Here is a 21,267-nt window from a genome sequence, read left to right on the forward strand (position 1 = left end):
AATAGATTTTTCGCGAGTATTGATACATAGTATAACCAAATACATATATTTTCATTAAAGCGAATGATTACAAGGGGAGAGATTACTTATAAATTATAAGTCTATAAGTAACGCCGAAGGAGCAAACAATTGTGAATCTCTCAGGCAAAAAGACTCTTGTAGGACGCAGCTCTGGAGAGTGTTTACGCAATAGTAAACCACCAACGAAGCAAGCATCTTATCCTGAAATTATGTAACAAATGTGATTTCAGGTGATGCGCAACTTTCAGGTTGACGGACAGAGATTTCCTGGATAGCCGTGAAATCTCTGTTTTTTTATGGACAAAAATATAAGGAGTGGATTAATGTGACTGAACTAAAGCGGACCCCATTATTCCCCGAATACGAAAAGCATGGGGCAAAAACGATTGATTTTGGTGGTTGGGATTTACCGGTTCAATTTTCGAGTATTAAACATGAACATGAGACGACTCGAACAAAAGCCGGTTTATTTGATGTGTCCCATATGGGAGAGATTATTGTCAAAGGAGAAAATAGTCTGGACTTCCTGCAAATGATAATGACCAATGATATTTCAAAATTACAGCCTAATCGTGCGCAATATACATTTATGTGTTACGAAAATGGCGGAACAGTTGATGATTTAATTGTTTATATGCTGGAAGAAAATCATTATCTGCTCGTTGTAAACGCTGCTAATACAGAAAAGGATTATGAATGGCTTGTAAAAAATTGCTCGGAAGGTGTATCTATATCAAATGTTTCAGAAAATTATGTTCAATTGGCGCTTCAAGGCCCATTAGCAGAAGAAATTTTACAAGCATTAACGGACACAGATTTAAGCGAAATTAAATTTTTCTGTTTTAAAAATCAAGTTCATTTTTCTAATATCCACTCTAGTGCGATTGTTTCAAGAACTGGCTATACAGGTGAAGATGGTTTTGAAATTTATATTGATGCATCAAGCGGCAGGGGACTATGGCAATTATTACTAGAATCCGGGAAAGACAAAGGGTTGGAGCCAATTGGACTTGGGGCAAGAGATACGTTGCGATTTGAGGCAAATTTAGCATTATATGGACAAGAGCTTTCAAAGGATATTACACCAATCGAGGCAGGTCTTTCTTTTGCGGTTAAGCTGAACAAGGGTGCGGATTTCATTGGAAAAAATGTACTTCAAAAACAAAAGGATGAAGGTCCAAAAAGGAAACTTGCCGGTATCGAGATGATTGATAAGGGGATACCGCGTCACGGGTATGATGTTTTATCGGATGGAGAAAATATTGGTTTTATTACTTCCGGTACACAATCACCTACATTACAAAAAAACGTTGGATTAGCATTACTAAAATCAGAATTTGTCCAAATAGGAACGGAAGTGGATGTACAGGTTCGCAAACGTCAATTAAAGGCTGTTGTTGTTGAAACGCCATTTTACAAACGTTCAAAATAGGGAGGCTAAAAAATGGAATTTCGTTATTTACCAATGACTGAAACCGATAAAAAAGAGATGCTCAAAACAATCGGTGCAGATTCTACAGATGCATTATTTTCGGATATACCAAGTAAAGTTCGTTTCGTGGGAGATCTTAATCTCAAGAAACCTGCAAATGAGGCAGAATTGAAAAAAGAACTTACAAATCTAGCCAATAAGAATGCCAATCTAAAGGAATACAGTTCTTTTCTAGGTGCAGGGGTTTACGACCATTTTATTCCTTCAGTTGTTGACCATGTTATTTCAAGGTCAGAATTTTATACTGCATATACACCGTATCAGCCTGAAATTTCGCAAGGAGAATTGCAAGCAATTTTTGAATTCCAGACAATGATTAGTGAACTGACAGGAATGCCTGTAGCTAACTCGTCAATGTATGATGGCGGAACTGCACTTGCAGAGGCGGTAAATTTAAGTGCTGCAACAACGAAAAGAAAGAAGATCCTTGTATCTAAAACGGTGCATCCCGAATCACGAGCTGTTATAGATTCCTATGCTAAAGGACCGAATTTGGAAATTGTTGAGATTGATCAAGTAAATGGACTCACTGACTTAAAGCAATTAGCAGATGAACTAGATGAAAATACTGCAAGTGTCGTTATTCAATACCCTAACTTTTTCGGGCAAATAGAACCATTAAACGAAGTGAAAGAATTAATTGACCAACAGAAGAAGACAATGTTTATTGTTTCCAGCAATCCATTAGCTTTAGGGTATTTAACACCTCCCGGCGAGTTCGGTGCAGATATTGTTGTTGGTGATACACAGGTATTTGGTATCCCGGCACAATTTGGCGGTCCGCACTGCGGTTATTTTGCAACCACAACTAAACTAATGCGTAAAGTACCTGGAAGACTAGTAGGACAGACTACCGATGAAGACGGCCAGCGGGGTTTTGTATTAACATTACAGGCTCGCGAACAGCATATTAGAAGGGATAAGGCTACTTCTAATATTTGTTCAAACCAAGCACTAAATGCCTTAGCAAGTTCTGTAGCAATGAGTTCAATTGGTAAGCATGGCTTGAAAAAAATGGCTATGTTAAATATGCAAAAGGCACGTTATATGAAACAAAAGTTAAGTGAGTCGAATTTTGAAATAATCACACAAGATGCATTTTTTAATGAACTAGTTGTGAAAGTTACTGGGCCAGTTTCAGATTATAATGAGAAGCTTTTGAAAAAAGGGTTTATTGGGGGCTATGATTTAGAGCAAGCATATCCAGAATTACATGGACATATGCTTATTGCGGTTACGGAAATTCGTACAAAAGAGGAAATCGATACGTTTGTTAAAGAATTGGGGGATATCAATGGCTAATCAAGATTTTCCATTAATATTTGAACGAAGTAAAGAAGGCAGGACCAGCTACAGTCTTCCTGAATTGGATATTCCGGAATTTGACTTAGAAGATGAATTTGAAGACACGTTCATTCGTAAAACTGCACCTGAATTACCGGAAGTAAGCGAGCTTGAGATCATGCGGCATTACACTGGATTATCACGCCGTAATTATGGGGTAGACTCTGGGTTTTATCCATTGGGATCTTGCACAATGAAATACAACCCCAAGATTAATGAAGATGTAGCACGATTAGATGGATTCAGTCATATTCATCCATATCAGGATCCGAAATCTGTTCAAGGTGCAATGGAAATGATGTATGACTTACAGGAGTCGTTAAAGGAAATTACCGGTATGAATGAAGTATCCCTTCAGCCTGCAGCGGGCGCGCAAGGTGAGTGGACAGGTCTCATGATGATTCGTGCGTTCCACGAAGCTAATGGAGATTTCAATCGTACTAAAGTAATTGTTCCTGATTCTGCACATGGTACAAATCCAGCATCGGCTACTGTTGCAGGATTTGATGCGGTAACAGTTAAGTCCAATGAAAAAGGATTAGTAGACTTAGAGGATTTAAGAAGAGTAGTCGATAATGATACTGCTGCATTAATGCTGACAAATCCAAATACATTGGGATTGTTTGAAACTGAAATACTGGAAATGGCCGAAATCGTTCATGAAGCAGGTGGGAAACTATATTACGATGGTGCGAACTTAAACGCAATTATGGGCTATGCTCGACCTGGGGATATGGGATTTGATGTCGTTCATTTGAATTTGCACAAAACATTCACAGGCCCACATGGCGGTGGCGGTCCTGGTTCAGGTCCAGTTGGTGTATCAAAGGAATTAACTCCGTACCTGCCTAAACCACTTCTTATAAAAAATGATGATATGTATGTGTTTGATTATGACCGTCCAGAATCAATCGGACGTGTAAAACCATACTATGGTAACTTTGGCATAAACCTTCGTGCTTATACGTATATACGAACGATGGGCGGAGAAGGACTTAAAAAAGTTAGTGAATACGCTGTTTTAAATGCTAATTATATGATGCGAAAACTTGAAAAGGAATATGATTTACCATTTCCACAGCATTGTAAGCATGAATTTGTTCTATCTGGAAAAAGACAAAAGAAACTCGGAGTACGCACTTTAGATATAGCCAAACGGTTACTTGATTTTGGCTACCATCCGCCAACCATATATTTTCCATTAAATGTGGAAGAAGCGTTAATGGTTGAACCAACTGAAACGGAATCAAAAGAAACATTGGATGGGTTTATTGAAACGATGCTAGAGATATCCGATGAAGCAAAAAACGATCCGGAAACCGTTCAGGATGCGCCACATAACACAATTGTAAAGCGAATGGATGAAACTACTGCTGCAAGGAAACCAATTTTAAGGTATAACAAGTAATGAAAAGGGAACATTCCGAGAATGGAATGTTCCCTTTATAAAACATTATTACTATTTAATCTTACCTGTCCACTTTTTAAATCCGCCCTTTAACTGGTTTAAATCCTCATAGCCTTTTTTCCTGAGCAATTGAGCGGCTCTTGCCGATCTTGACCCGCTTTGACAGTATAAATAAACAGGCTTATCTGGCCTGATTTCCACTAAACGTTGTCTCATTTGTGTTAAAGGAATATTCCTCGCGCCGAGAATATGCCCCTTTTTAAATTCTTGTGGTTCCCTAACATCGATTAATTGTGCTTTGCGATATCCTTCACGAAATTGCTCTTCCGTTAAAGTTTTTAAATAAGCACGCTGTCTAAAATATCGAAATAAACCAAAACCGAAAAGAATTACAAGCAGTATAATTAAAAATTCCATAATTTGTCCCCTTTTTTTCTATTGTTCCCTTTTATATTATAGGCTCGATTGCATTTTTTTTCAAAGGATTTTTATTTTAAATTTCTGCGGGCAATTTAGGTCTTTTTATTTATTTTTAATTTGTAAGACATATCTGAACGCCACTTTAATGCAATATGCGGTTATTTCCAACATAACCAACAAATTTGATTATAATGCAACTGACAAAAAAGTCGGTTTAATAGATGTTATAGTTTGTTTACTCTCATTTGCGTTCATTTACATACAAAATTGAGGTTTTTCTCATATTGACAAACAGCAGTTAATTCGTTCAAAAACACAACATATAGTGTTGAGATAAAAATATTATACAATATATTGTTTATATGATATGGTTATTGTAGATATTATATTAATATAAAGGAGCGATAAATTTTGTCGATTGTTGTTGAAGAAAAGAATAAAATTGATATTAAAAAACTAAACCAAGACATTGAACTATTCTCGCAAGTACATCCGATTACTGATGACATGAAGCTAACGCATAAAGGTGTTTCCCGTTTGGTAATGCTGGATCGCTATGCGTTTAAGGACACTGAAAAGACTACACTGACAGAAGGAGACTTTGTTGTATTGACCGTTAAAGCCGATCCAAAATTTCCAGCAAGGGGGTTAGGATTTGTTAAGGCGATCGATTGGGTGAACAAGACAGCGGATATTCAGGTAGACCCTGAATTTGTTTCAGTTCTGGACAATGAGGATGAGCTTGAAACGGGAGTTGTTAGGCGTTCGTTAGACGTAATTGATAAACCATTGGAAGTTTTTTATGAACAGATTGCTAGAAGAAATGCAACAGGTCTATCAACTGTTGAAAAAACAGAAGAAAAGCAAAATGAATGGTTTGATAAATTTAATGATGAACTTTCCAATTTAAATTTCATACCAGCTGGACGCGTTTTATACGGTGCTGGAGCAAACACAGACGTAACTTATTTCAATTGTTACGTTATGCCTTATATTCAAGATTCGCGTGAAGGCATATCAGATCACCGGAAGCAGGTAATGGAAATCATGTCAAGAGGCGGCGGCGTCGGTACGAATGGGTCTACATTACGCCCAAGAAATACACTAGCGAAAGGTGTTAATGGCAAATCATCTGGATCTGTCTCCTGGTTAGATGATATTGCTAAATTAACACATTTAGTTGAGCAGGGCGGATCAAGACGTGGAGCGCAAATGATCATGTTAGTCGATTCTCATCCCGACATCATCGAATTCATCATATCAAAAATGCAGAATCCTAGAATTCTACGTTACTTAATTGAGAATACAGAAGATGAGCAAATTAAACAGCTGGCTAAAGAAAAACTTAATTTTAAACCGTTGTCAGATACGGAGATTGATTTATATCAAGGTATTGTTAATTACAAGTCAATGCCAGGGCTAGGTGGTTTTACGCAAGCGGCAATCCGTGAGGCGGAACAAAAGCTGCAAACTGGTGGAGCATATTCTGTGCATAACGCGGAGTTTTTAACTGGCGCAAATATATCGGTTTGTTTAACGAAAGAATTTATGGAAGCAGTGGAAAACGATGAGATGTACGAGCTTCGTTTTCCGGACGTGGAAAATTATACAAAAGAGGAAATGCGGGAGTACAATGAGAACTGGCACAATGTAGGTGATGTTCGAAAATGGGAAGAAATGGGTTATGGTATCCGTGTATATCGCAAAGTTAAAGCCAAAGAATTATGGAATTTAATTAACGTTTGTGCAACATATTCAGCAGAGCCGGGGATTTTCTTTATTGACAATGCAAACGACAAAACAAATGCAAAAGCATACGGTCATCAAGTAGTTGCAACAAATCCATGCGGGGAACAGCCTCTTGCGCCTTATTCTGTTTGTAACCTTGCAGCTGTTAATTTGGCCGAAATGGCAGACAAAGAGTCAAAAATAGTTAACTTTGAAAAGTTAAGGAATACTGTAAAAACCGGCGTTAGAATGCAGGATAACGTTATCGATGCTACACCTTATTTCTTGGAAGAAAATAAAAAACAAGCACTTGGAGAACGCCGAGTAGGACTTGGTGTCATGGGATTGCATGATCTTTTAATCTATTGTGAGACGGAATATGGATCCAAAGAAGGGAATACATTAGTTGATCAGATTTTTGAAACGATAGCAACCACTGCATATCGTGAGTCTATTGAAATTGCTAAAGAAAAAGGAAGTTTCCCATTTTTAATTGGACAAACTGAGAAGGAAACAACTGAACTAAGAGAGGCATTCATTAATACTGGGTATATGAAGGAAATGCCGGATGATATTAGGCAAGGTATATTGCAGTATGGTATTAGAAATTCACATTTACTAACAGTTGCACCTACAGGAAGTACAGGAACAATGGTCGGTGTGAGCACTGGCCTGGAGCCTTATTTTTCATTTTCATATTTCAGAAGCGGACGACTTGGTAAGTTTATTGAGGTAAAAGCTGATATTGTACAGGAATATCTTGAACACAATACTGGACAGGACCCGGATAATCTGCCTAAATGGTTTGTAACAGCAATGGATTTAGCTCCCGAAGCACATGCAGATACACAGTGCGTTATTCAGCGCTGGGTGGATAGCTCCATTTCTAAAACCGTAAATGCACCAAAAGGCTATACCGTAAATCAGGTAGAAAATGTGTACCGAAGATTGTATAATGGCGGTGCTAAAGGTGGCACAGTATATGTAGATGGGAGCCGTGATTCACAAGTATTAACCTTAAAAGCAGAAGAAAATTCATTTGAAGAGAAAACGACAGAAGATTCTACAGCCGAAAAACCGCGTGTTGTACTGATGGATACGATTCAGGAATTAGAAAAAACAAATGTCACAATCGGTTCAGAAGTTGGCGATACATGTCCAGTTTGCCGTAAAGGAGATGTTGAGGATATGGGCGGCTGTAATACTTGCACCAATTGTGGGGCGCAATTAAAATGCGGTTTATAAAATAATCTTAATTGAGAAGGGCTAATCCAAGAAGGTTAGTCCTTTTTATATGAAAGAAATACGAATGTAAACACATTTTAAAGTTTAGGCATGCATCGGCTTTCTTACTCAATTTTAGGTAATAACTTGTCTAAAATCTTCATATCCTGTATGCTTTAAAAAGAAACATTGTTGCACTAGCTAAAAAATTATTCTTTGAAATGAGGAGATTTTTATGCCTACTCCGAGTATGGAGGATTACATAGAACAAATCTATAATTTAATTGAGACAAAAGGGTATGCACGTGTTTCCGATATAGCGGAAGCATTACAGGTCCATCCATCATCTGTTACGAAAATGGTTCAAAAACTGGATAAAGATGCCTATTTAAATTATGAAAAATACAGAGGATTTATTTTAACTGCTAAGGGCAAGAAGATAGGTGAACGATTGGTTTTCCGACATGAATTATTAGAAGAGTTTCTGGAAATTATTGGTGTTGATAATGAAAATATTTATGATGATGTGGAAGGGATTGAACATCATTTAAGCTGGAATTCCATTGATCGAATTGGTGATTTAGTACAGTATTTTAAAATGGATCAGAAACGAGTGGAAGTTTTAAGACAAACCCAAAAAGAAAAGTAATACAGAAATAAATCCACCCGGAACTGTTCCGTGTGGATTTTTCATTAAATATGTTCTATTCCCAAACTAATGTGCTTAAAAATGTATAAAGACAGCGTAGAGGAGAGGACCAATGAAAATCGATGCGGTATTTTCAGGTGGCGGGGTTAAGGCATACGCATTTTTAGGTGCATTGGAAAGTATAACTAGTAAAGACCACACAATTGAGCGTGTGGCCGGAACATCTGCAGGAGCTATCATAGCAGCATTTATAGCGAGTAATTATCGAATCAGTGAAATAAATGAGCTGATCAGGGGAATAGATCTGACAAAGTTTCTGGATCCACCAAAAATTAGTGAAATAATTCCTTTTAGTAAATGGCTGTTTTTATATTTTCAAATGGGAATATATAAAGGCGATAAACTTGAAAACTGGTTATATAATCAACTAAAAGAGAAAAATATTTATACCTTTAATGATTTAAAACCGGGTTATTTAAAGGTTGTTGTCAGTGATCTGACCCTTGGAAAACTTGTTGTTATTCCAGATGACTTGGAACGAATATACGGAATAAATCCCAAGCATTTTCCGATTGCCAAAGCGGTACGAATGAGTGCTGGTTTTCCATATTTTTTTATGCCTAAAAGGATGCCAGGCAAAACGAATCAGAAAAGCATTGTAGTTGATGGAGGCTTGTTAAGCAATTTCCCATTATGGATATTTGAAAATCATGACGAATCAAAGACACGCCCAATTCTGGGTGTAAAATTAAGCGGCGATTTGGAAAGTCAGCAGCCAAGAAGGATTAAAAATGCTTTAGATATGTTCCATGGTTTATTTTCAACAATGAAGCAGGCACATGATTCCAGATATATTTCAAAATCACACCAAAATAATATACTCTTTATTCCAACTAAAAACGTGGAAACTATCAACTTTTCAATAAGTGAAGAAACTAAATTACAATTAATAGAAACCGGGAGAGCAAGCGCTGAACGTTTTTTAAAATATTGGCCGACATAAAATGCGGAATCAAAAACAATCGCATTATCATTAAATGCGATTGTTTAAAATGTAGCTCTATTTTTTCTTTTTTGTTTATTGCCATCTATTACCCGTAAATGGGAAGCGCGTTTATTTGTTTTTTTCTTCATTTGGACTTGTTGTGGGCGTTTTGATTGAGTGAATTTTTGTTTTGGATCGTGTCCGTATTTTGATTTTGATTGTTTGACTGCCCTTTTGTATTTCTTCATGTCGCTTGATGATTCTCTTTTTCTAAGAAAAACAAAATAGAATACCCCAAATAAAGCTAAACCTATACCAAGCGTTATCAAAATAGTTGTGATGAAATTTACAGTATTGGTAAACACCTGAGATAACAGGCCAATCACAGCGAGACCTATGATTAAATAAATGAATATAGAAAATTTATTACGAGCCATCAGTATGTGTCCTCCCTTCAATTGTCTGTTAATTAAATTACCTTTATTACCTATATACCACGATTAACCATTTTTATAGCATAAAATTAACCCTATACAAACAAAGTATTACAATAAATTCTTTCCTTTATGTGTTAAAAATATTCAGGGTATAATAAGTTTTTCTTAGGTCAGGAGAGTATTAACTGTAATACTATAATCATGCATTTTATTTGATCATATCATTAGTTTCGTTTAAATTAAATCATTTTCTGCCTCCATTTTGCTAAATGAAAAATGATTTGTTTTACAGCATTTGGTCATACTAAAAGTTGGAGGTGTAAGCTGTGAGTGATGATAAACTCTTAGAACAAAATAAACGGGAAAAACCGATGACACTGTTGACAAGATCTTTAACTACAGGTTTTATAGGCGGGCTATTATGGAGTTTATTAGGTTTAGTCATGTATTATTTCAATTTTTCCGAAGTAGCTCCAAAAACCTTTTTATTACGATCATGGCTGACTGCCGAATGGACGGATAGCTGGTTGGGTAATGTTGTGTCAATTTTAATGGTAGGGGTACTTTCCATTTTGACCGCATTTATATATTACGGATTATTTAAAAAGATAAACTCAATGTGGATGGCTTCTGGATTTGGTATAGTACTTTGGTTCATTGTCTTTTACGTGGCGCAGCCGATTTTCACAAATGTACCGCAATTAACTGATCTCAGTGCTAATACGATTGTATCTACCATATGTCTGTATATCTTGTATGGTACATTTATTGGGTATTCCATCGCCTATGATTACCATGACACAATATTAACAGAGGAACGAAAGCATTCTGAGTAAACTGTTAAAATTATTATTCAAAAATGTCTATTTATGATAAGATTAAAAAGTCGGAATTATTCTGAAGAAAAAGGATTGAGTTCGCGGATGAACCGTATTTTATTATTAAATGGGCCTAATATTAATATGTTAGGACAACGGGAAAAAGAGATTTATGGACAATTTACTTTGCAGGATATTGAGCAAAGCCTGGAACAATTGGCTACTGAAAATGCCTACGAGCTTGATAGCTTTCAGTCAAATCATGAAGGGGAATTGATTGATCGATTACAGCAAGCAAATGGGAAATATGCGGGAGTTATTTTTAATCCGGCTGCCTACACGCATACAAGTATAGCGTTGAGGGATACGATTAAAGCTATTACAACTCCTGTGATTGAAGTACATATTTCGAATGTGCATAACCGGGAAGAATTCCGTCATACATCCATGCTTGCTCCTGTATGTTTTGGCCAGATTGTTGGATTAGGAATAACCGGCTATCGTTTAGCAGCGTTGGCATTTTTTGAGAAAAAGTAGAAAGGGATGGAGAACTTGGAGAAACTAAACAGCTTAAGAAAACAATTAGATTTAAAAAATTTAGATGCACTTATTATTACGAGCCCGATTAACCGTAGATATATTACCGGTTTTACCGGGACTGCAGGTGTTGCAATCGTCGCAAAAAATGATGCCCGCTTTATTACAGATTTTCGTTACACAGAACAAGCGAACGATCAAGTAAAGGATTTTAAGGTCGTTGAACATAAACAATTGATAGTTCAGGAAATAAATGCCCAGTTAAACAATTTACATGCAACTAAAATCGGCTTTGAAAAAGAACATATGACATATGCCGCATTTGAACAATATAAAAAAGTAATCGATGGGGAGTTAATCCCAGTAAGTGGCCTGGTTGAAGAATTGCGCTTGATAAAATCAGCTGAGGAACTGTCAATATTAAAAAAAGCGGCTGAAATAGCTGATGCCGCTTACGTTCATATTCAAAAATATATTAAGCCTGGTGTAAAAGAAATTGACGTTTCAAACGAGCTTGAATTTTTCATGCGAAAACAAGGAGCAACTTCGTCCAGCTTCGATATTATTGTAGCTTCAGGAAACCGATCTGCACTGCCGCATGGAGTAGCATCAACAAAAGAAATCCAAAATGGAGAATTAGTAACATTGGATTATGGAGCACTTTATCAAGGTTACTGCTCAGATATAACCAGGACACTTGCTGTTGGTGAGATAAATGATGAACTAAGAACTATCTATAATACGGTACTGGAGGCGCAATTAAAAGGCGTTGAAGGGATCAAACCGGGGATTACTGGAAGAGAAGCTGATGCCCTAACCAGAGATTATATAACTGACAAGGGATATGGCGACTATTTTGGCCATTCAACCGGGCATGGTTTAGGGATGGAAGTTCATGAAAATCCAGGCTTATCTTACCGCTCAGAAACCGAGCTTAAAGCTGGAATGGTTGTGACCGTTGAACCAGGAATATACGTTCCGGGTGTAGGTGGATGCCGTATTGAGGATGATATCGTCGTAACTGAAACTGGAAATGAGCGTTTAACATTTGCAGCTAAAGAGCTAATTCAATTATAATAAGTTGTTGTGTTTTTAGAGGCTTATTTCAAGGAGGAATTTATTTTGATTTCGGTTAATGATTTTAAAACAGGACTTACAATTGAAGTAGATAATGATATCTGGCAGGTTTTGGAGTTCCAGCACGTGAAGCCTGGAAAAGGTGCTGCATTTGTCCGTTCAAAATTACGTAATTTAAGGAATGGTAACATTCAGGAAAAAACTTTTCGCGGTGGAGAAAAAGTTAGTAAGGCACATATCGAAAATCGAAAAATGCAATATTTATATGCTTCAGGCGATTCTCATGCGTTTATGGATACGAATACGTATGAACAGATTGAAATGCAAACAAAGCAAATTGAAAATGAATTAAAATTTATGAAGGAAAACATGGAAGTATCAGTTATTACCTACGAAGGTGAAATTCTAGGTGTTGATTTGCCAAATAACGTGGAGTTGACGGTTACTGAAACAGAGCCTGGAATTAAGGGAGATACTGCCAGCGGTGGAACAAAGCCCGCCACTTTGGAAACAGGACACATTGTTCAAGTACCGTTTTTTATTAATACTGGTGATGTTTTAGTAATTAATACATCTGATGGCAAGTATGTATCAAGAGCATAATTCAGTTAGAAATTATTATTAAGGAAAGTCCCGCATTATAAGGGACTTTCCTTTATTTTTTTCCTCTTCTAGAAAACTATAAAATTTGAATGCTGTGGATAATTGAACTACAGCATCCGCCACGTCCATCTCTGGCGTCAAGCGACTGATGGACTTCGCTTTTCCTTACTTACCTCCGTTATATCCCCAATAGCTTCGCTTAATTTTTACTGCTTTACAAACCTATCATAATCCCGCATATCTAGTCATAAAATGTTCTGCCAATCATACATTATAGTAAAGCTATTAAAAGGTGTGGACATGCTATGGAGGAAATTCTTCGTTTATTTCCCGATAAAATAAAACAGTTAATAAAATTCAAAATCAACGAAAGATGGGATGTTTTACAGGAAATACGTTTTCGTCTAAATCGTCCGATAGAATTAATATTTGATAATAACAAAATAGAATGGATAAAACAAACTGTTCCAGACAGAAAAGATAGTACGTATGTACTTAATCAAATAAGCCAATTTTCACTTTACCGTATGGAAGATGAATTACGTGAAGGATACGTAACACTTGAAGGCGGTCATCGAGTTGGACTTGCTGGAAAGGTGAATACATTAAACGGTGCTGTTAAAGCCATTCAGCATATTACCTTTTTTAATATTAGAATTGCCAAAGAAAAAATTGGAGCTGCGTCATCTGTACTTCCCTATATATACAAACGCAAGTACCTTAATACGTTAATAGTTGGTCCGCCACAAACTGGTAAGACAACGATTATACGTGATATGACACGTCTGATTGCAACCGGGTGGCGTGATGTATCAGCAAAAAAAGTTGCAGTTATAGATGAAAGGTCGGAAATTGGCGGATCATTAAAAGGGCTCCCGCAGCATAATTTGGGATTAAGGTCTGATGTGATGGATGCGTGTCCGAAAGCAGAGGGTATGATGATGATGATTAGGTCAATGTCACCTGATGTTTTGGTTGTAGATGAGATAGGCAGCTATAAAGATGTACAGGCTTTGATGGAGGCAATACATGCTGGTGTAGTCGTGATCTGTACAATTCATGGCGAGAGCATAGAAGAGCTGAAGAAAAGACCATCTTTATTGGAGCTATTTCAACATAACGTATTTGGTCGAATTATCGTTTTGGATAAGCATTCCGTACCAGGACATATAAGCAGTATTTATGATCAAAAGCAGGATAATATATTTCATAAAGTCGAGGTGACTCCGGATGAAGTGGGTTGGAGTACTTCTTTTCATAGGCACAACAACCTGGATAGGTTTTGAAATTAGCAAAAGACTGAACAACAGGCCAAAGCAAATAAGACAGTTAAAGAATGCATTACAAATATTAGAAGCCGAAATTTTATATAGTCAATTATCATTAAAGGATGCATTTGAAACAATTGCCAGCCAGATACCCCAACCGTCTCAATCATTTTTCAAGTCATTAAGTGACGGCATGCAAAAAAGCGGTACGGATCTATCAAATTTATGGAAAAAAAGGATAGATAAGTTTATGAAAGAATCCGCATTAGGAAATAACGAAAAAGAAATTTTGCTTCAGTTTGGTCAGACGCTTGGTCAACATGATTTCATCCAGCAGCAAAAACATATACAGCTTACAGTCAGTCATCTTAATCGAGAATTAGAAGAGGCAAGGGACAATCAATATAAATATAGCAAAATGGCAAAAAGCTTAGGATTTTTATGTGGACTATTTATTGTATTATTACTGATTTAACTGATTAAGAGTGAAAGGGGTACATCCATGCTGACTGATGCATCCATCTTATTTCAAATAGCTGGTATTGGAATTATTGTCGCGATTATTCATACAATCTTAAAGCAAATGGGGAAAGAAGAAATAGCCCAATTTGCAACACTTGTTGGATTTATAATTGTTCTGCTTATTGTTATTAACGGTTTGTCAGATTTATTTCAGCAGATAAAATCTGTATTCCTTTTTCAGGGGTAATCGTATATGGACATCATACAAATTGTTGTTCTAGGAATTGTTGCAAGTATTTTATTCATCATATTAAAGGATCAAAATGCATCATTTGCTTTCTTTCTTATAGTAATTACTGGAATTATCATCTTTTTAGCAATCATCCGGCAAATCGGTACAATATTTCAATTAATTGAATCGTTGGGTGAAAAAGCTAATATCGATGGGATGTATATGAAAACAATTTTAAAAATTATTGGCATTGCCTATATTGCCGAACTTGGTGCCAATATAACAAAAGATGCCGGGTTAGAAGCGGTGGCAGCAAAGATAGAACTTGCTGGCAAGGTTTTTATCCTGTTACTCGCTATTCCAATCATAACTGCTGTCATAGAAGCTATTCTGAACTTTTTACCTGTCACATAATCAAGCAACTTATCTGAAAGGGGTACATGTAGGTGAATGAAACGACTTAAACAATCAATTGGCGGTGTCCTGTTCATTCTGATTTTACTCTTTTCCTCCCAGACAACTGTTTCCGCTGCAGTTCAAATTGATAATAAGGATCTTGAAACTAGCATATTGGATGGAATCTCCCTAGATGGAATACAAAGGCATTGGAATGGACTTGTTGAAGAATATGGTGGTTATATTCCAGAACTTGAAAAAACCAGTTTAATTGAATTTATTAAGGAAAACGGGTCCTTCTCATTGAAAGATACATTCCGCGGAATCTTAGAGTACTTATTTCACGAGATTATTCTCAATGGAAAATTACTTGGATTATTGTTGATGCTAACGTTATTCTCGGTGCTGTTACAAACGATGCATACAGCTTTTGAACGGAATGCTGTCAGTAAAATAGCGTATTTTGTTGTTTACCTTGTATTAATCTACTTAGCTTTAAATAGTTTTTATTTGGCATTCACCTATACAAAAGATGCTATTGATTCGATGAGCCACTTTTTAATAGCATTGCTTCCATTAATTTTAGGACTGATGGCTTCATTTGGAAATGTGATTACTGTTTCATTTTTTCACCCAATTATAGTTGTACTTATTTATGCTAGCGGTGTTATTGTTTCAAAATTTATTCTGCCGCTGTTATTTCTATCAGCGTTATTATTAATTGTCAGTACATTGAATGAGAATTACAAAGTGACACATTTGGCAAATTTGTTTAAAACTGTGAGTTTAGGAGTGCTTGGTGTTTTTTTAACCATTTTCCTTGGAGTTATGTCTGTTCAAGGGGCTGCCAGTGCTATTCAGGATGGGGTGGCTATGAAGACCGCGAAATTCGTTACGGGAAATTTTATTCCAATCGTTGGAAGAACGTTTACAGACGCTGCCGATACAATTTTAAGTGCTTCATTATTGTTGAAAAATGCAGTCGGTATTGTCGGTTTACTCATAATTGTATTTCTAGCAATTTTTCCTGCAATTAAGATTTTTGCAATTGCATTTATTTATAAAATTGCTGCAGCTGTATTGCAGCCTATCGGTGATGGACCAATCATAACAAGTTTATCTATTATTAGTAAACATATCATATTCATATTAGCAGCACTTTTGGCGGTAACATTAATGTTTTTTTTGGCGATCGTAATACTTGTTGTGGCTGGGAATATTACATTACTGCTGCGCTAAGGAGGGTACGAATGGATGCGCTTATACAATGGGCAACACAAATTGTTGTATTTTTACTATTAGCTATGGTGATTGATCTCCTTATTCCGGCAAATGTTATGAAAAAATATATTAAATTAGTTGTTGGATTAATTCTGATATTAATCTTTTTAAAACCAATATTTTTTTTGTTTGATATCAATATTCAACAAGCATTGGAAACGTCCTTTCAGCAGCTGACTCAGGCAGAAGCAAATCCTGAAAGAATAGAAAATTCCATTGAAATGCAAAAAAATGAAATAGAAGACTCTCAAACTGCATATATTTTAGAAGAAGCGGTTGTCCTACTGAAAGATCAAGCACAAAACCCACTACTCGAGGGGTATCAGGCAGAGATCACGGATATCAAGTTTCTGTTTAAAAAGGGTGAAAAACCTACATATGATGGAAAGGGACTTGAGGAGGTCATTGTACATCTCAGAGAAAACGAAAATGAGAAGGGAGAAGTGAATACAGTTGAAACGGTTGAAATTAATACAGATCGTCCAGTGACAGAAGAGGACAAAGAGCATAATACAAAAGGAATTAAAGCATTATTGGGGGATGTGTGGGAAATTGATAAAGAAAAGGTAACACTCATATGGGAGGGAGAAGCACCTTGAAGCAAAAACTAAAAGAATTCTTCAAAGAAAAAAAGGTAGATAGTAAGATACGACATCCATCGAAAAAAACTGGATACTTGATTGTCATAGGTTTGATCGGACTGCTTCTGCTAATTCTCAGTAATGTGTTTTCTACATCCCAAAACGAAGGGCAGCAGGAGGTTGCGCCGGTTAAACAAGCTACTGAAGGAAAGACTGCAGGCGCGTTTTCTGAAAAAAAATCAACTACTTCGAACGTAAGTGAACTTGAAGGAAGCTACGAAAAGGATTTACAGGAAATGTTAGAGAAAATTCAAGGTGTATCAGAGGTAGAAGTAATGGTGAATCTTGACTCAACTAAAGTAAAAGTATATGAAAAAAATTTAATTACTGGTCAGCAGGTTACAGATGAGGAAGATAAAACAGGCGGCACTAGAAAAATAGAAGATAGTACCAAGGAAACACAAGTTGTCCTAGTAAGACAAGGAGATAAAGAGGTGCCTTTATTAATACAAACAAAAAAGCCGGAAGTAAGAGGGGTATTTGTTGTTGCAAAAGGCGTAGATCATGCAACAGTAAAAAAGTGGGTGATAGAAGCTGTATCTAGAGTACTTGATGTTCCAACACATAGGGTTTCTGTAATGCCTAAAAATTAAGGAGGATGTAAAAATGCTAAAAAAACAAACGGTTTGGTTATTAACAATGCTCAGTTTGATGATTGTGCTAAGTGTCTATTATTTAACTTCCCCGGATAGCGGTGATCTTGCATATGGTGTAAATGATGGACAGGATGAATCGGAAGAAACGGCTGCAAATGATGCTGCTGAAACTGAAAATGGTGCAAGTGTAGATGAAATTGCAAATGCATCTGAGGATCAGTTCTTTACAACTGTCCGAATGGAATTACAGGATAAGCGCAGTGAGGCGAAAGAACGATTAAATGAAGTGGTAGCTTCAAGTACAGCATCTACAGAAGAAAAAAACAAAGCATATGATGATATTGCCGCAATTGAAAGCCGTTCAACGAAGGAAACTATTTTAGAAAAATCGATTTTAGATTCATCGGAATATCAAGATGTATTGGTTCGCTGGGAAGATGGCAAAGTCTTTGTTCATGTGAAGGCTGACGAGCTATCCAAAACAGCAGCTAATAACATTATGCAGTTAGTTAGGGATGAATTTGGAGACATTAGAGTAAATGTAGATTTCCAGCATCCAGAAAGCTAAAATAATATAAATGCTGCAGAACTCTTATCTGTTTTAGATAGGAGTTTTATTTTGGTATAAAAATATATTAGTTAAACCATTCGCATTGAAGGTACGACACTGGTATAATAATAAGTTGAAAACGTTTTACATAGTTATATTCACGTTAAGGGTTGATGTTTTGTTTATATTTATCGTAAAATGTTAAGAGGAGTTATTAGTACCTGTTATTAATTTGTATTAAACTGAAGGGGTGCAACGTATGTTAAAAGTACAAGAAATTCGCGAATTAATTAAACTTATTGATCAATCATCCATTGATGAATTCACTTACGAAACAAATGGTACGACTGTGTCCATGAAAAAAGCAAGTGAAAATGCTGGAGCTAAACCAGTTAAGAGGGTTGAAACAGTAGAACAGCCGGTGGAAACTATTAAAACGGAAGAACCGAAAGTCACAGTACCTGCAGATGAATCAAAGGCGGTTGCTGGTGAGCCGGAAAACACAGCTACAGTGGATTATGACTATGAAATTGTGTCTCCGATGGTAGGAACGCTTTATAGTGCTGCTTCACCTGAGGCAGATTCATATGTGCAAAAAGGTAGCAAAGTTCAAAAAGATACGGTCGTATGTATCGTAGAAGCAATGAAATTATTTAATGAGATTGAAGCAGAAGTCAACGGTGAAATCGTTGAAATATTAGTGGAAGATGGCGAATTGGTAGAATATGGTCAACCACTATTTAGAGTAAAGACTAAATAAGGGGTGTAAAGTGTGATTAAAAAACTGTTAATTGCCAACAGAGGGGAAATTGCTGTTCGAATAATCCGTGCATGTAAGGAAATGGATATTGAGACAGTTGCTGTTTATTCGGAAGCTGATAAAGATTCGTTACACGTCCAATTAGCAGATGAGGCATATTGTATAGGTCCAAAGTTAAGTAAAGATAGTTACCTTAATTTCACAAATATAATGAGTGTTGCTACATTAACTGATGTTGATGCTATTCATCCAGGTTATGGGTTTTTAGCTGAAAACGCGGACTTTGCTGAGATCTGTAAAGCATGTAATGTTACCTTTGTAGGTCCTACCCCGCAAGCAATTCAAAAAATGGGAATAAAAGACGTAGCCAGGGAAACGATGAAGGAAGCAAATGTCCCAATCGTTCCGGGTTCTGAAGGTATTATAAATAGTGAAGAAGAAGCAATTTCAATAGCTGAAGAAATCGGATATCCAGTTATCATCAAAGCAACTGCTGGTGGAGGCGGTAAGGGTATTCGCGTTGCAAAATCAGAAGAAGATTTAATAAAAGGTATCCGTATTACCCAAAAAGAGGCCGAAACTGCATTTGGAAATCCGGGTGTTTATATTGAGAAATTTATTGAGGATTTCCGGCATGTAGAAATCCAAGTATTGGCCGATCAGCATGGAAACGTAATCCATTTAGGAGAGCGTGATTGTACAATACAACGCAGATTACAAAAGCTAGTTGAAGAAACTCCTTCTCCTGCGCTGACTCCAGAAATTCGTGCGAAAATGGGAGAAGCTGCTGTTAAAGCTGCTAAAGCCGTTGATTATGTAGGTGCTGGAACAATTGAATTTATCTTTGACCGAACAAGTAAATCGTTTTATTTTATGGAAATGAATACGCGTATTCAGGTTGAGCATCCAGTCACCGAGATGGTTACAGGAGTCGATTTAATTAAAGAACAAATTAAAATCGCAAACAATGAACCGTTGCAGATTAAACAAGATGAAGTTGAAATCGAAGGTGCGGCAATCGAATGTAGAGTTAACGCTGAGAATCCATTTAAAAACTTTATGCCTTCACCCGGTAAAATTGAAATGTATTTACCACCAGGTGGATTAGGAGTTAGAATAGACTCAAGCGCATATTCCGGATATTCTATACCGCCATATTATGATTCAATGATTGCCAAATTAATTACGTACGCCCCAACAAGGGAAGAGGCAATTAGCCGAATGAAACGTGCATTGGATGAATTCGTTGTTGATGGAGTTTATACCACTATTCCATTTCACCGATTAATTATGGATCACGATGTTTTTGTTAAGGGTGACTTTAATACTAAATTTCTCGAAGAAAATCCGATAGTGGAATCAAACGACTAAAAGGAGCGTGAGAAGTATGAGTGATCAACCTTTGTTAAACGTAAGTGATGATACAAGCCTAGGCAAAGTTGAAATTGCACCTGAAGTGATTGAAGTTATTACAGGAATCGCCGCTTCAGAAGTAGAAGAACTTTCATCAATGCGTGGAAATTTTGCCACTGGTGTTGTAGAAAGATTTGGAAAAAAGTCTCACGGAAAAGGTGTCAAGGTAGAATTAACTGATAATGGTATACTAATTGATCTGTACGTCGTATTAAATTATGGCGTTTCCATTCCGCAAGTTGCACAAAAGCTGCAAACTAATATAAGACAAACATTAAAAAACATGACAGCACTTGAAATTGATGAAATAAATGTTCATGTTGTTGGTGTTCAAATGGATGTTCAAGACAATTCAGAAGAAAAATATGAATAATCTCAAGGTCAAAAGAATTCCATTCTTTTGACCTTGATTGCTTTCAAGTTGAATATAATTTCCCGCTCTAATAGGGTGCGGTCTCATTGTAGCTTTGCATACTTAATCATGTTATTATTTGAAGGAGATATTATAATAGTAGATTTTTTAAAGGAGTCAAGTTAATGAACCGACATACAGCAAGAGAAAAAGCATTTCAAATACTTTTTCAATTAGATATGAATGATATAAATCCTGGCAAAGCGGCTGAAGACTATTTAGAGACTATGGAAATAGATGCGTTTTTAAAAAAATTGGTAGATGGTGTTGCTTCACACAAAATTGAAATTGACAATATGATTTCTGAGCACTTGGAAAATTGGTCCATTCAGCGTATCGCCTCAGTAGAAAAAACAATATTGCGTATCGCAACATATGAAATAAAGTATGTTGAAGATATTCCTGCAAATGTATCCATTAATGAAGCTGTGGAATTGGCGAAAACATTTGGAGATGAGAAATCAGGTAAATTTGTCAACGGTGTATTATCCAAAATCGTAGCATAAAGGGGAT

Annotated in this window: 24 protein-coding genes and 2 riboswitches; of the genes, 22 read left to right on the forward strand and 2 right to left on the reverse strand. The window is 36.5% G+C overall.

What is annotated here, in order from left to right; all coding sequences use genetic code 11:
* Positions 1-63: 63 nt before the first annotated feature.
* Positions 64-166: riboswitch (glycine riboswitch) on the forward strand.
* Between the two features lie 3 nt (positions 167-169).
* Positions 170-283: riboswitch (glycine riboswitch) on the forward strand.
* Positions 284-346: 63 nt separating this feature from the next.
* Genes gcvT through gcvPB form a run of 3 tightly spaced genes read left to right on the forward strand, consistent with a single transcriptional unit; the run spans position 347 to position 4,265 of the window.
* Positions 347-1,453: a glycine cleavage system aminomethyltransferase GcvT gene (gcvT, locus tag IEV74_RS02070; RefSeq protein WP_188453672.1), complete on the forward strand. Its 1,107-nt coding sequence runs from the start codon at positions 347-349 to the stop codon at positions 1,451-1,453.
* 12 nt (positions 1,454-1,465) lie between these two features.
* Positions 1,466-2,815: an aminomethyl-transferring glycine dehydrogenase subunit GcvPA gene (gcvPA, locus tag IEV74_RS02075; RefSeq protein ID WP_188453673.1), complete on the forward strand. Its 1,350-nt coding sequence runs from the start codon at positions 1,466-1,468 to the stop codon at positions 2,813-2,815.
* On the forward strand, positions 2,808-4,265 hold the full coding sequence (gene gcvPB / locus IEV74_RS02080) for an aminomethyl-transferring glycine dehydrogenase subunit GcvPB (RefSeq protein ID WP_188453674.1): 1,458 nt from the start codon (positions 2,808-2,810) through the stop codon (positions 4,263-4,265). Before gcvPA ends, gcvPB begins: the two co-directional genes overlap by 8 nt.
* A gap of 51 nt (positions 4,266-4,316) precedes the next feature.
* On the opposite strand, the gene IEV74_RS02085 is transcribed toward gcvPB, so the two are convergent.
* Positions 4,317-4,682, reverse strand: a complete 366-nt coding sequence (locus tag IEV74_RS02085) for a rhodanese-like domain-containing protein (RefSeq protein WP_188453675.1) — start codon at positions 4,680-4,682, stop codon at positions 4,317-4,319.
* A 414-nt stretch (positions 4,683-5,096) separates the two neighbouring features.
* On the opposite strand from IEV74_RS02085, the gene IEV74_RS02090 reads away from it, so the two are divergent.
* The 3 genes from IEV74_RS02090 to IEV74_RS02100 all read left to right on the forward strand — a co-directional run bounded on the left by IEV74_RS02090 (position 5,097) and on the right by IEV74_RS02100 (position 9,289).
* Positions 5,097-7,658, forward strand: coding sequence for a vitamin B12-dependent ribonucleotide reductase (locus tag IEV74_RS02090; RefSeq protein WP_188453676.1), 2,562 nt, complete (start codon positions 5,097-5,099; stop codon positions 7,656-7,658).
* 214 nt (positions 7,659-7,872) lie between these two features.
* Positions 7,873-8,286: a transcriptional regulator MntR gene (gene mntR / locus IEV74_RS02095; protein WP_188453677.1), complete on the forward strand. Its 414-nt coding sequence runs from the start codon at positions 7,873-7,875 to the stop codon at positions 8,284-8,286.
* Between the two features lie 112 nt (positions 8,287-8,398).
* Entirely contained in the window at positions 8,399-9,289 is an 891-nt protein-coding gene (locus IEV74_RS02100; RefSeq protein ID WP_188453678.1) for a patatin-like phospholipase family protein, read from the forward strand.
* A gap of 44 nt (positions 9,290-9,333) precedes the next feature.
* Here the strand turns inward: IEV74_RS02100 and IEV74_RS02105 are convergent, their stop codons facing one another.
* Positions 9,334-9,708 carry an SA1362 family protein gene (locus IEV74_RS02105; RefSeq protein WP_188453679.1) on the reverse strand — a complete coding sequence of 125 codons (375 nt, stop codon included), beginning with the start codon at positions 9,706-9,708 and terminating at the stop codon, positions 9,334-9,336.
* A 326-nt stretch (positions 9,709-10,034) separates the two neighbouring features.
* On the opposite strand from IEV74_RS02105, the gene IEV74_RS02110 reads away from it, so the two are divergent.
* The 16 genes from IEV74_RS02110 to nusB all read left to right on the forward strand — a co-directional run bounded on the left by IEV74_RS02110 (position 10,035) and on the right by nusB (position 21,260).
* Complete coding sequence (locus IEV74_RS02110) at positions 10,035-10,544, forward strand: YqhR family membrane protein (RefSeq protein WP_188453680.1); 510 nt, start codon at positions 10,035-10,037, stop codon at positions 10,542-10,544.
* Positions 10,545-10,631: 87 nt separating this feature from the next.
* Positions 10,632-11,063 (forward strand): type II 3-dehydroquinate dehydratase, encoded by a 432-nt coding sequence (gene aroQ / locus IEV74_RS02115; protein ID WP_188453959.1) that lies wholly within the window; start codon positions 10,632-10,634, stop codon positions 11,061-11,063.
* 15 nt (positions 11,064-11,078) lie between these two features.
* Positions 11,079-12,140 carry a M24 family metallopeptidase gene (locus IEV74_RS02120; RefSeq protein ID WP_308418961.1) on the forward strand — a complete coding sequence of 354 codons (1,062 nt, stop codon included), beginning with the start codon at positions 11,079-11,081 and terminating at the stop codon, positions 12,138-12,140.
* A gap of 45 nt (positions 12,141-12,185) precedes the next feature.
* Positions 12,186-12,743: an elongation factor P gene (gene efp, locus IEV74_RS02125; protein ID WP_188453682.1), complete on the forward strand. Its 558-nt coding sequence runs from the start codon at positions 12,186-12,188 to the stop codon at positions 12,741-12,743.
* A 305-nt stretch (positions 12,744-13,048) separates the two neighbouring features.
* Positions 13,049-14,029 (forward strand): stage III sporulation protein AA, encoded by a 981-nt coding sequence (spoIIIAA, locus tag IEV74_RS02130; protein ID WP_188453683.1) that lies wholly within the window; start codon positions 13,049-13,051, stop codon positions 14,027-14,029.
* Entirely contained in the window at positions 13,974-14,486 is a 513-nt protein-coding gene (gene spoIIIAB / locus IEV74_RS02135; protein WP_188453684.1) for a stage III sporulation protein SpoIIIAB, read from the forward strand. The genes spoIIIAA and spoIIIAB overlap by 56 nt, the downstream gene beginning before the upstream one ends.
* A 27-nt stretch (positions 14,487-14,513) precedes the next feature.
* Entirely contained in the window at positions 14,514-14,720 is a 207-nt protein-coding gene (gene spoIIIAC, locus IEV74_RS02140) for a stage III sporulation protein AC (protein WP_188453685.1), read from the forward strand.
* Between the two features lie 6 nt (positions 14,721-14,726).
* Entirely contained in the window at positions 14,727-15,119 is a 393-nt protein-coding gene (gene spoIIIAD, locus IEV74_RS02145) for a stage III sporulation protein AD (RefSeq protein ID WP_188453686.1), read from the forward strand.
* A gap of 36 nt (positions 15,120-15,155) precedes the next feature.
* A complete protein-coding gene (spoIIIAE, locus tag IEV74_RS02150; RefSeq protein WP_188453687.1) occupies positions 15,156-16,340 on the forward strand; it encodes a stage III sporulation protein AE in 1,185 nt (394 codons plus the stop codon).
* An 11-nt stretch (positions 16,341-16,351) separates the two neighbouring features.
* Entirely contained in the window at positions 16,352-16,981 is a 630-nt protein-coding gene (gene spoIIIAF / locus IEV74_RS02155; protein ID WP_188453688.1) for a stage III sporulation protein AF, read from the forward strand.
* A complete protein-coding gene (spoIIIAG, locus tag IEV74_RS02160; protein ID WP_229683035.1) occupies positions 16,978-17,616 on the forward strand; it encodes a stage III sporulation protein AG in 639 nt (212 codons plus the stop codon). The genes spoIIIAF and spoIIIAG overlap by 4 nt, the downstream gene beginning before the upstream one ends.
* 13 nt (positions 17,617-17,629) lie before the next feature.
* Positions 17,630-18,187, forward strand: a complete 558-nt coding sequence (locus tag IEV74_RS02165; protein WP_188453690.1) for a SpoIIIAH-like family protein — start codon at positions 17,630-17,632, stop codon at positions 18,185-18,187.
* Between the two features lie 241 nt (positions 18,188-18,428).
* Complete coding sequence (gene accB, locus IEV74_RS02170; protein ID WP_188453691.1) at positions 18,429-18,929, forward strand: acetyl-CoA carboxylase biotin carboxyl carrier protein; 501 nt, start codon at positions 18,429-18,431, stop codon at positions 18,927-18,929.
* Between the two features lie 12 nt (positions 18,930-18,941).
* Positions 18,942-20,300 carry an acetyl-CoA carboxylase biotin carboxylase subunit gene (gene accC, locus IEV74_RS02175; protein WP_188453692.1) on the forward strand — a complete coding sequence of 453 codons (1,359 nt, stop codon included), beginning with the start codon at positions 18,942-18,944 and terminating at the stop codon, positions 20,298-20,300.
* Positions 20,301-20,316: 16 nt separating this feature from the next.
* Positions 20,317-20,715 (forward strand): Asp23/Gls24 family envelope stress response protein, encoded by a 399-nt coding sequence (locus tag IEV74_RS02180; RefSeq protein ID WP_188453693.1) that lies wholly within the window; start codon positions 20,317-20,319, stop codon positions 20,713-20,715.
* Between the two features lie 164 nt (positions 20,716-20,879).
* A complete protein-coding gene (gene nusB / locus IEV74_RS02185) occupies positions 20,880-21,260 on the forward strand; it encodes a transcription antitermination factor NusB (protein WP_188453694.1) in 381 nt (126 codons plus the stop codon).
* The last annotated feature ends 7 nt before the right edge of the window (positions 21,261-21,267 follow it).

The organism is Virgibacillus oceani (genome assembly GCF_014638995.1).
Taxonomy (GTDB): Bacteria; Bacillota; Bacilli; order Bacillales; family Amphibacillaceae; genus Virgibacillus_E; species Virgibacillus_E oceani.

What these genes read in the sequence shown, in the direction of transcription:
- gcvPA (WP_188453673.1), top strand. Translation starts at nt 1,466, where the DNA reads ATGGAATTTCGTTATTTACCAATGACTGAAACCGATAAAAAAGAGATG.
- gcvPB (WP_188453674.1), top strand. Translation starts at nt 2,808, where the DNA reads ATGGCTAATCAAGATTTTCCATTAATATTTGAACGAAGTAAAGAAGGC.
- IEV74_RS02085 (WP_188453675.1), bottom strand. Translation starts at nt 4,682, where the DNA reads ATGGAATTTTTAATTATACTGCTTGTAATTCTTTTCGGTTTTGGTTTA.
- mntR (WP_188453677.1), top strand. Translation starts at nt 7,873, where the DNA reads ATGCCTACTCCGAGTATGGAGGATTACATAGAACAAATCTATAATTTA.
- IEV74_RS02100 (WP_188453678.1), top strand. Translation starts at nt 8,399, where the DNA reads ATGAAAATCGATGCGGTATTTTCAGGTGGCGGGGTTAAGGCATACGCA.
- IEV74_RS02105 (WP_188453679.1), bottom strand. Translation starts at nt 9,708, where the DNA reads ATGGCTCGTAATAAATTTTCTATATTCATTTATTTAATCATAGGTCTC.
- aroQ (WP_188453959.1), top strand. Translation starts at nt 10,632, where the DNA reads ATGAACCGTATTTTATTATTAAATGGGCCTAATATTAATATGTTAGGA.
- spoIIIAA (WP_188453683.1), top strand. Translation starts at nt 13,049, where the DNA reads ATGGAGGAAATTCTTCGTTTATTTCCCGATAAAATAAAACAGTTAATA.
- spoIIIAB (WP_188453684.1), top strand. Translation starts at nt 13,974, where the DNA reads ATGAAGTGGGTTGGAGTACTTCTTTTCATAGGCACAACAACCTGGATA.
- spoIIIAC (WP_188453685.1), top strand. Translation starts at nt 14,514, where the DNA reads ATGCTGACTGATGCATCCATCTTATTTCAAATAGCTGGTATTGGAATT.
- spoIIIAD (WP_188453686.1), top strand. Translation starts at nt 14,727, where the DNA reads ATGGACATCATACAAATTGTTGTTCTAGGAATTGTTGCAAGTATTTTA.
- spoIIIAE (WP_188453687.1), top strand. Translation starts at nt 15,156, where the DNA reads ATGAAACGACTTAAACAATCAATTGGCGGTGTCCTGTTCATTCTGATT.
- spoIIIAF (WP_188453688.1), top strand. Translation starts at nt 16,352, where the DNA reads ATGGATGCGCTTATACAATGGGCAACACAAATTGTTGTATTTTTACTA.
- IEV74_RS02165 (WP_188453690.1), top strand. Translation starts at nt 17,630, where the DNA reads ATGCTAAAAAAACAAACGGTTTGGTTATTAACAATGCTCAGTTTGATG.
- accB (WP_188453691.1), top strand. Translation starts at nt 18,429, where the DNA reads ATGTTAAAAGTACAAGAAATTCGCGAATTAATTAAACTTATTGATCAA.
- IEV74_RS02180 (WP_188453693.1), top strand. Translation starts at nt 20,317, where the DNA reads ATGAGTGATCAACCTTTGTTAAACGTAAGTGATGATACAAGCCTAGGC.
- nusB (WP_188453694.1), top strand. Translation starts at nt 20,880, where the DNA reads ATGAACCGACATACAGCAAGAGAAAAAGCATTTCAAATACTTTTTCAA.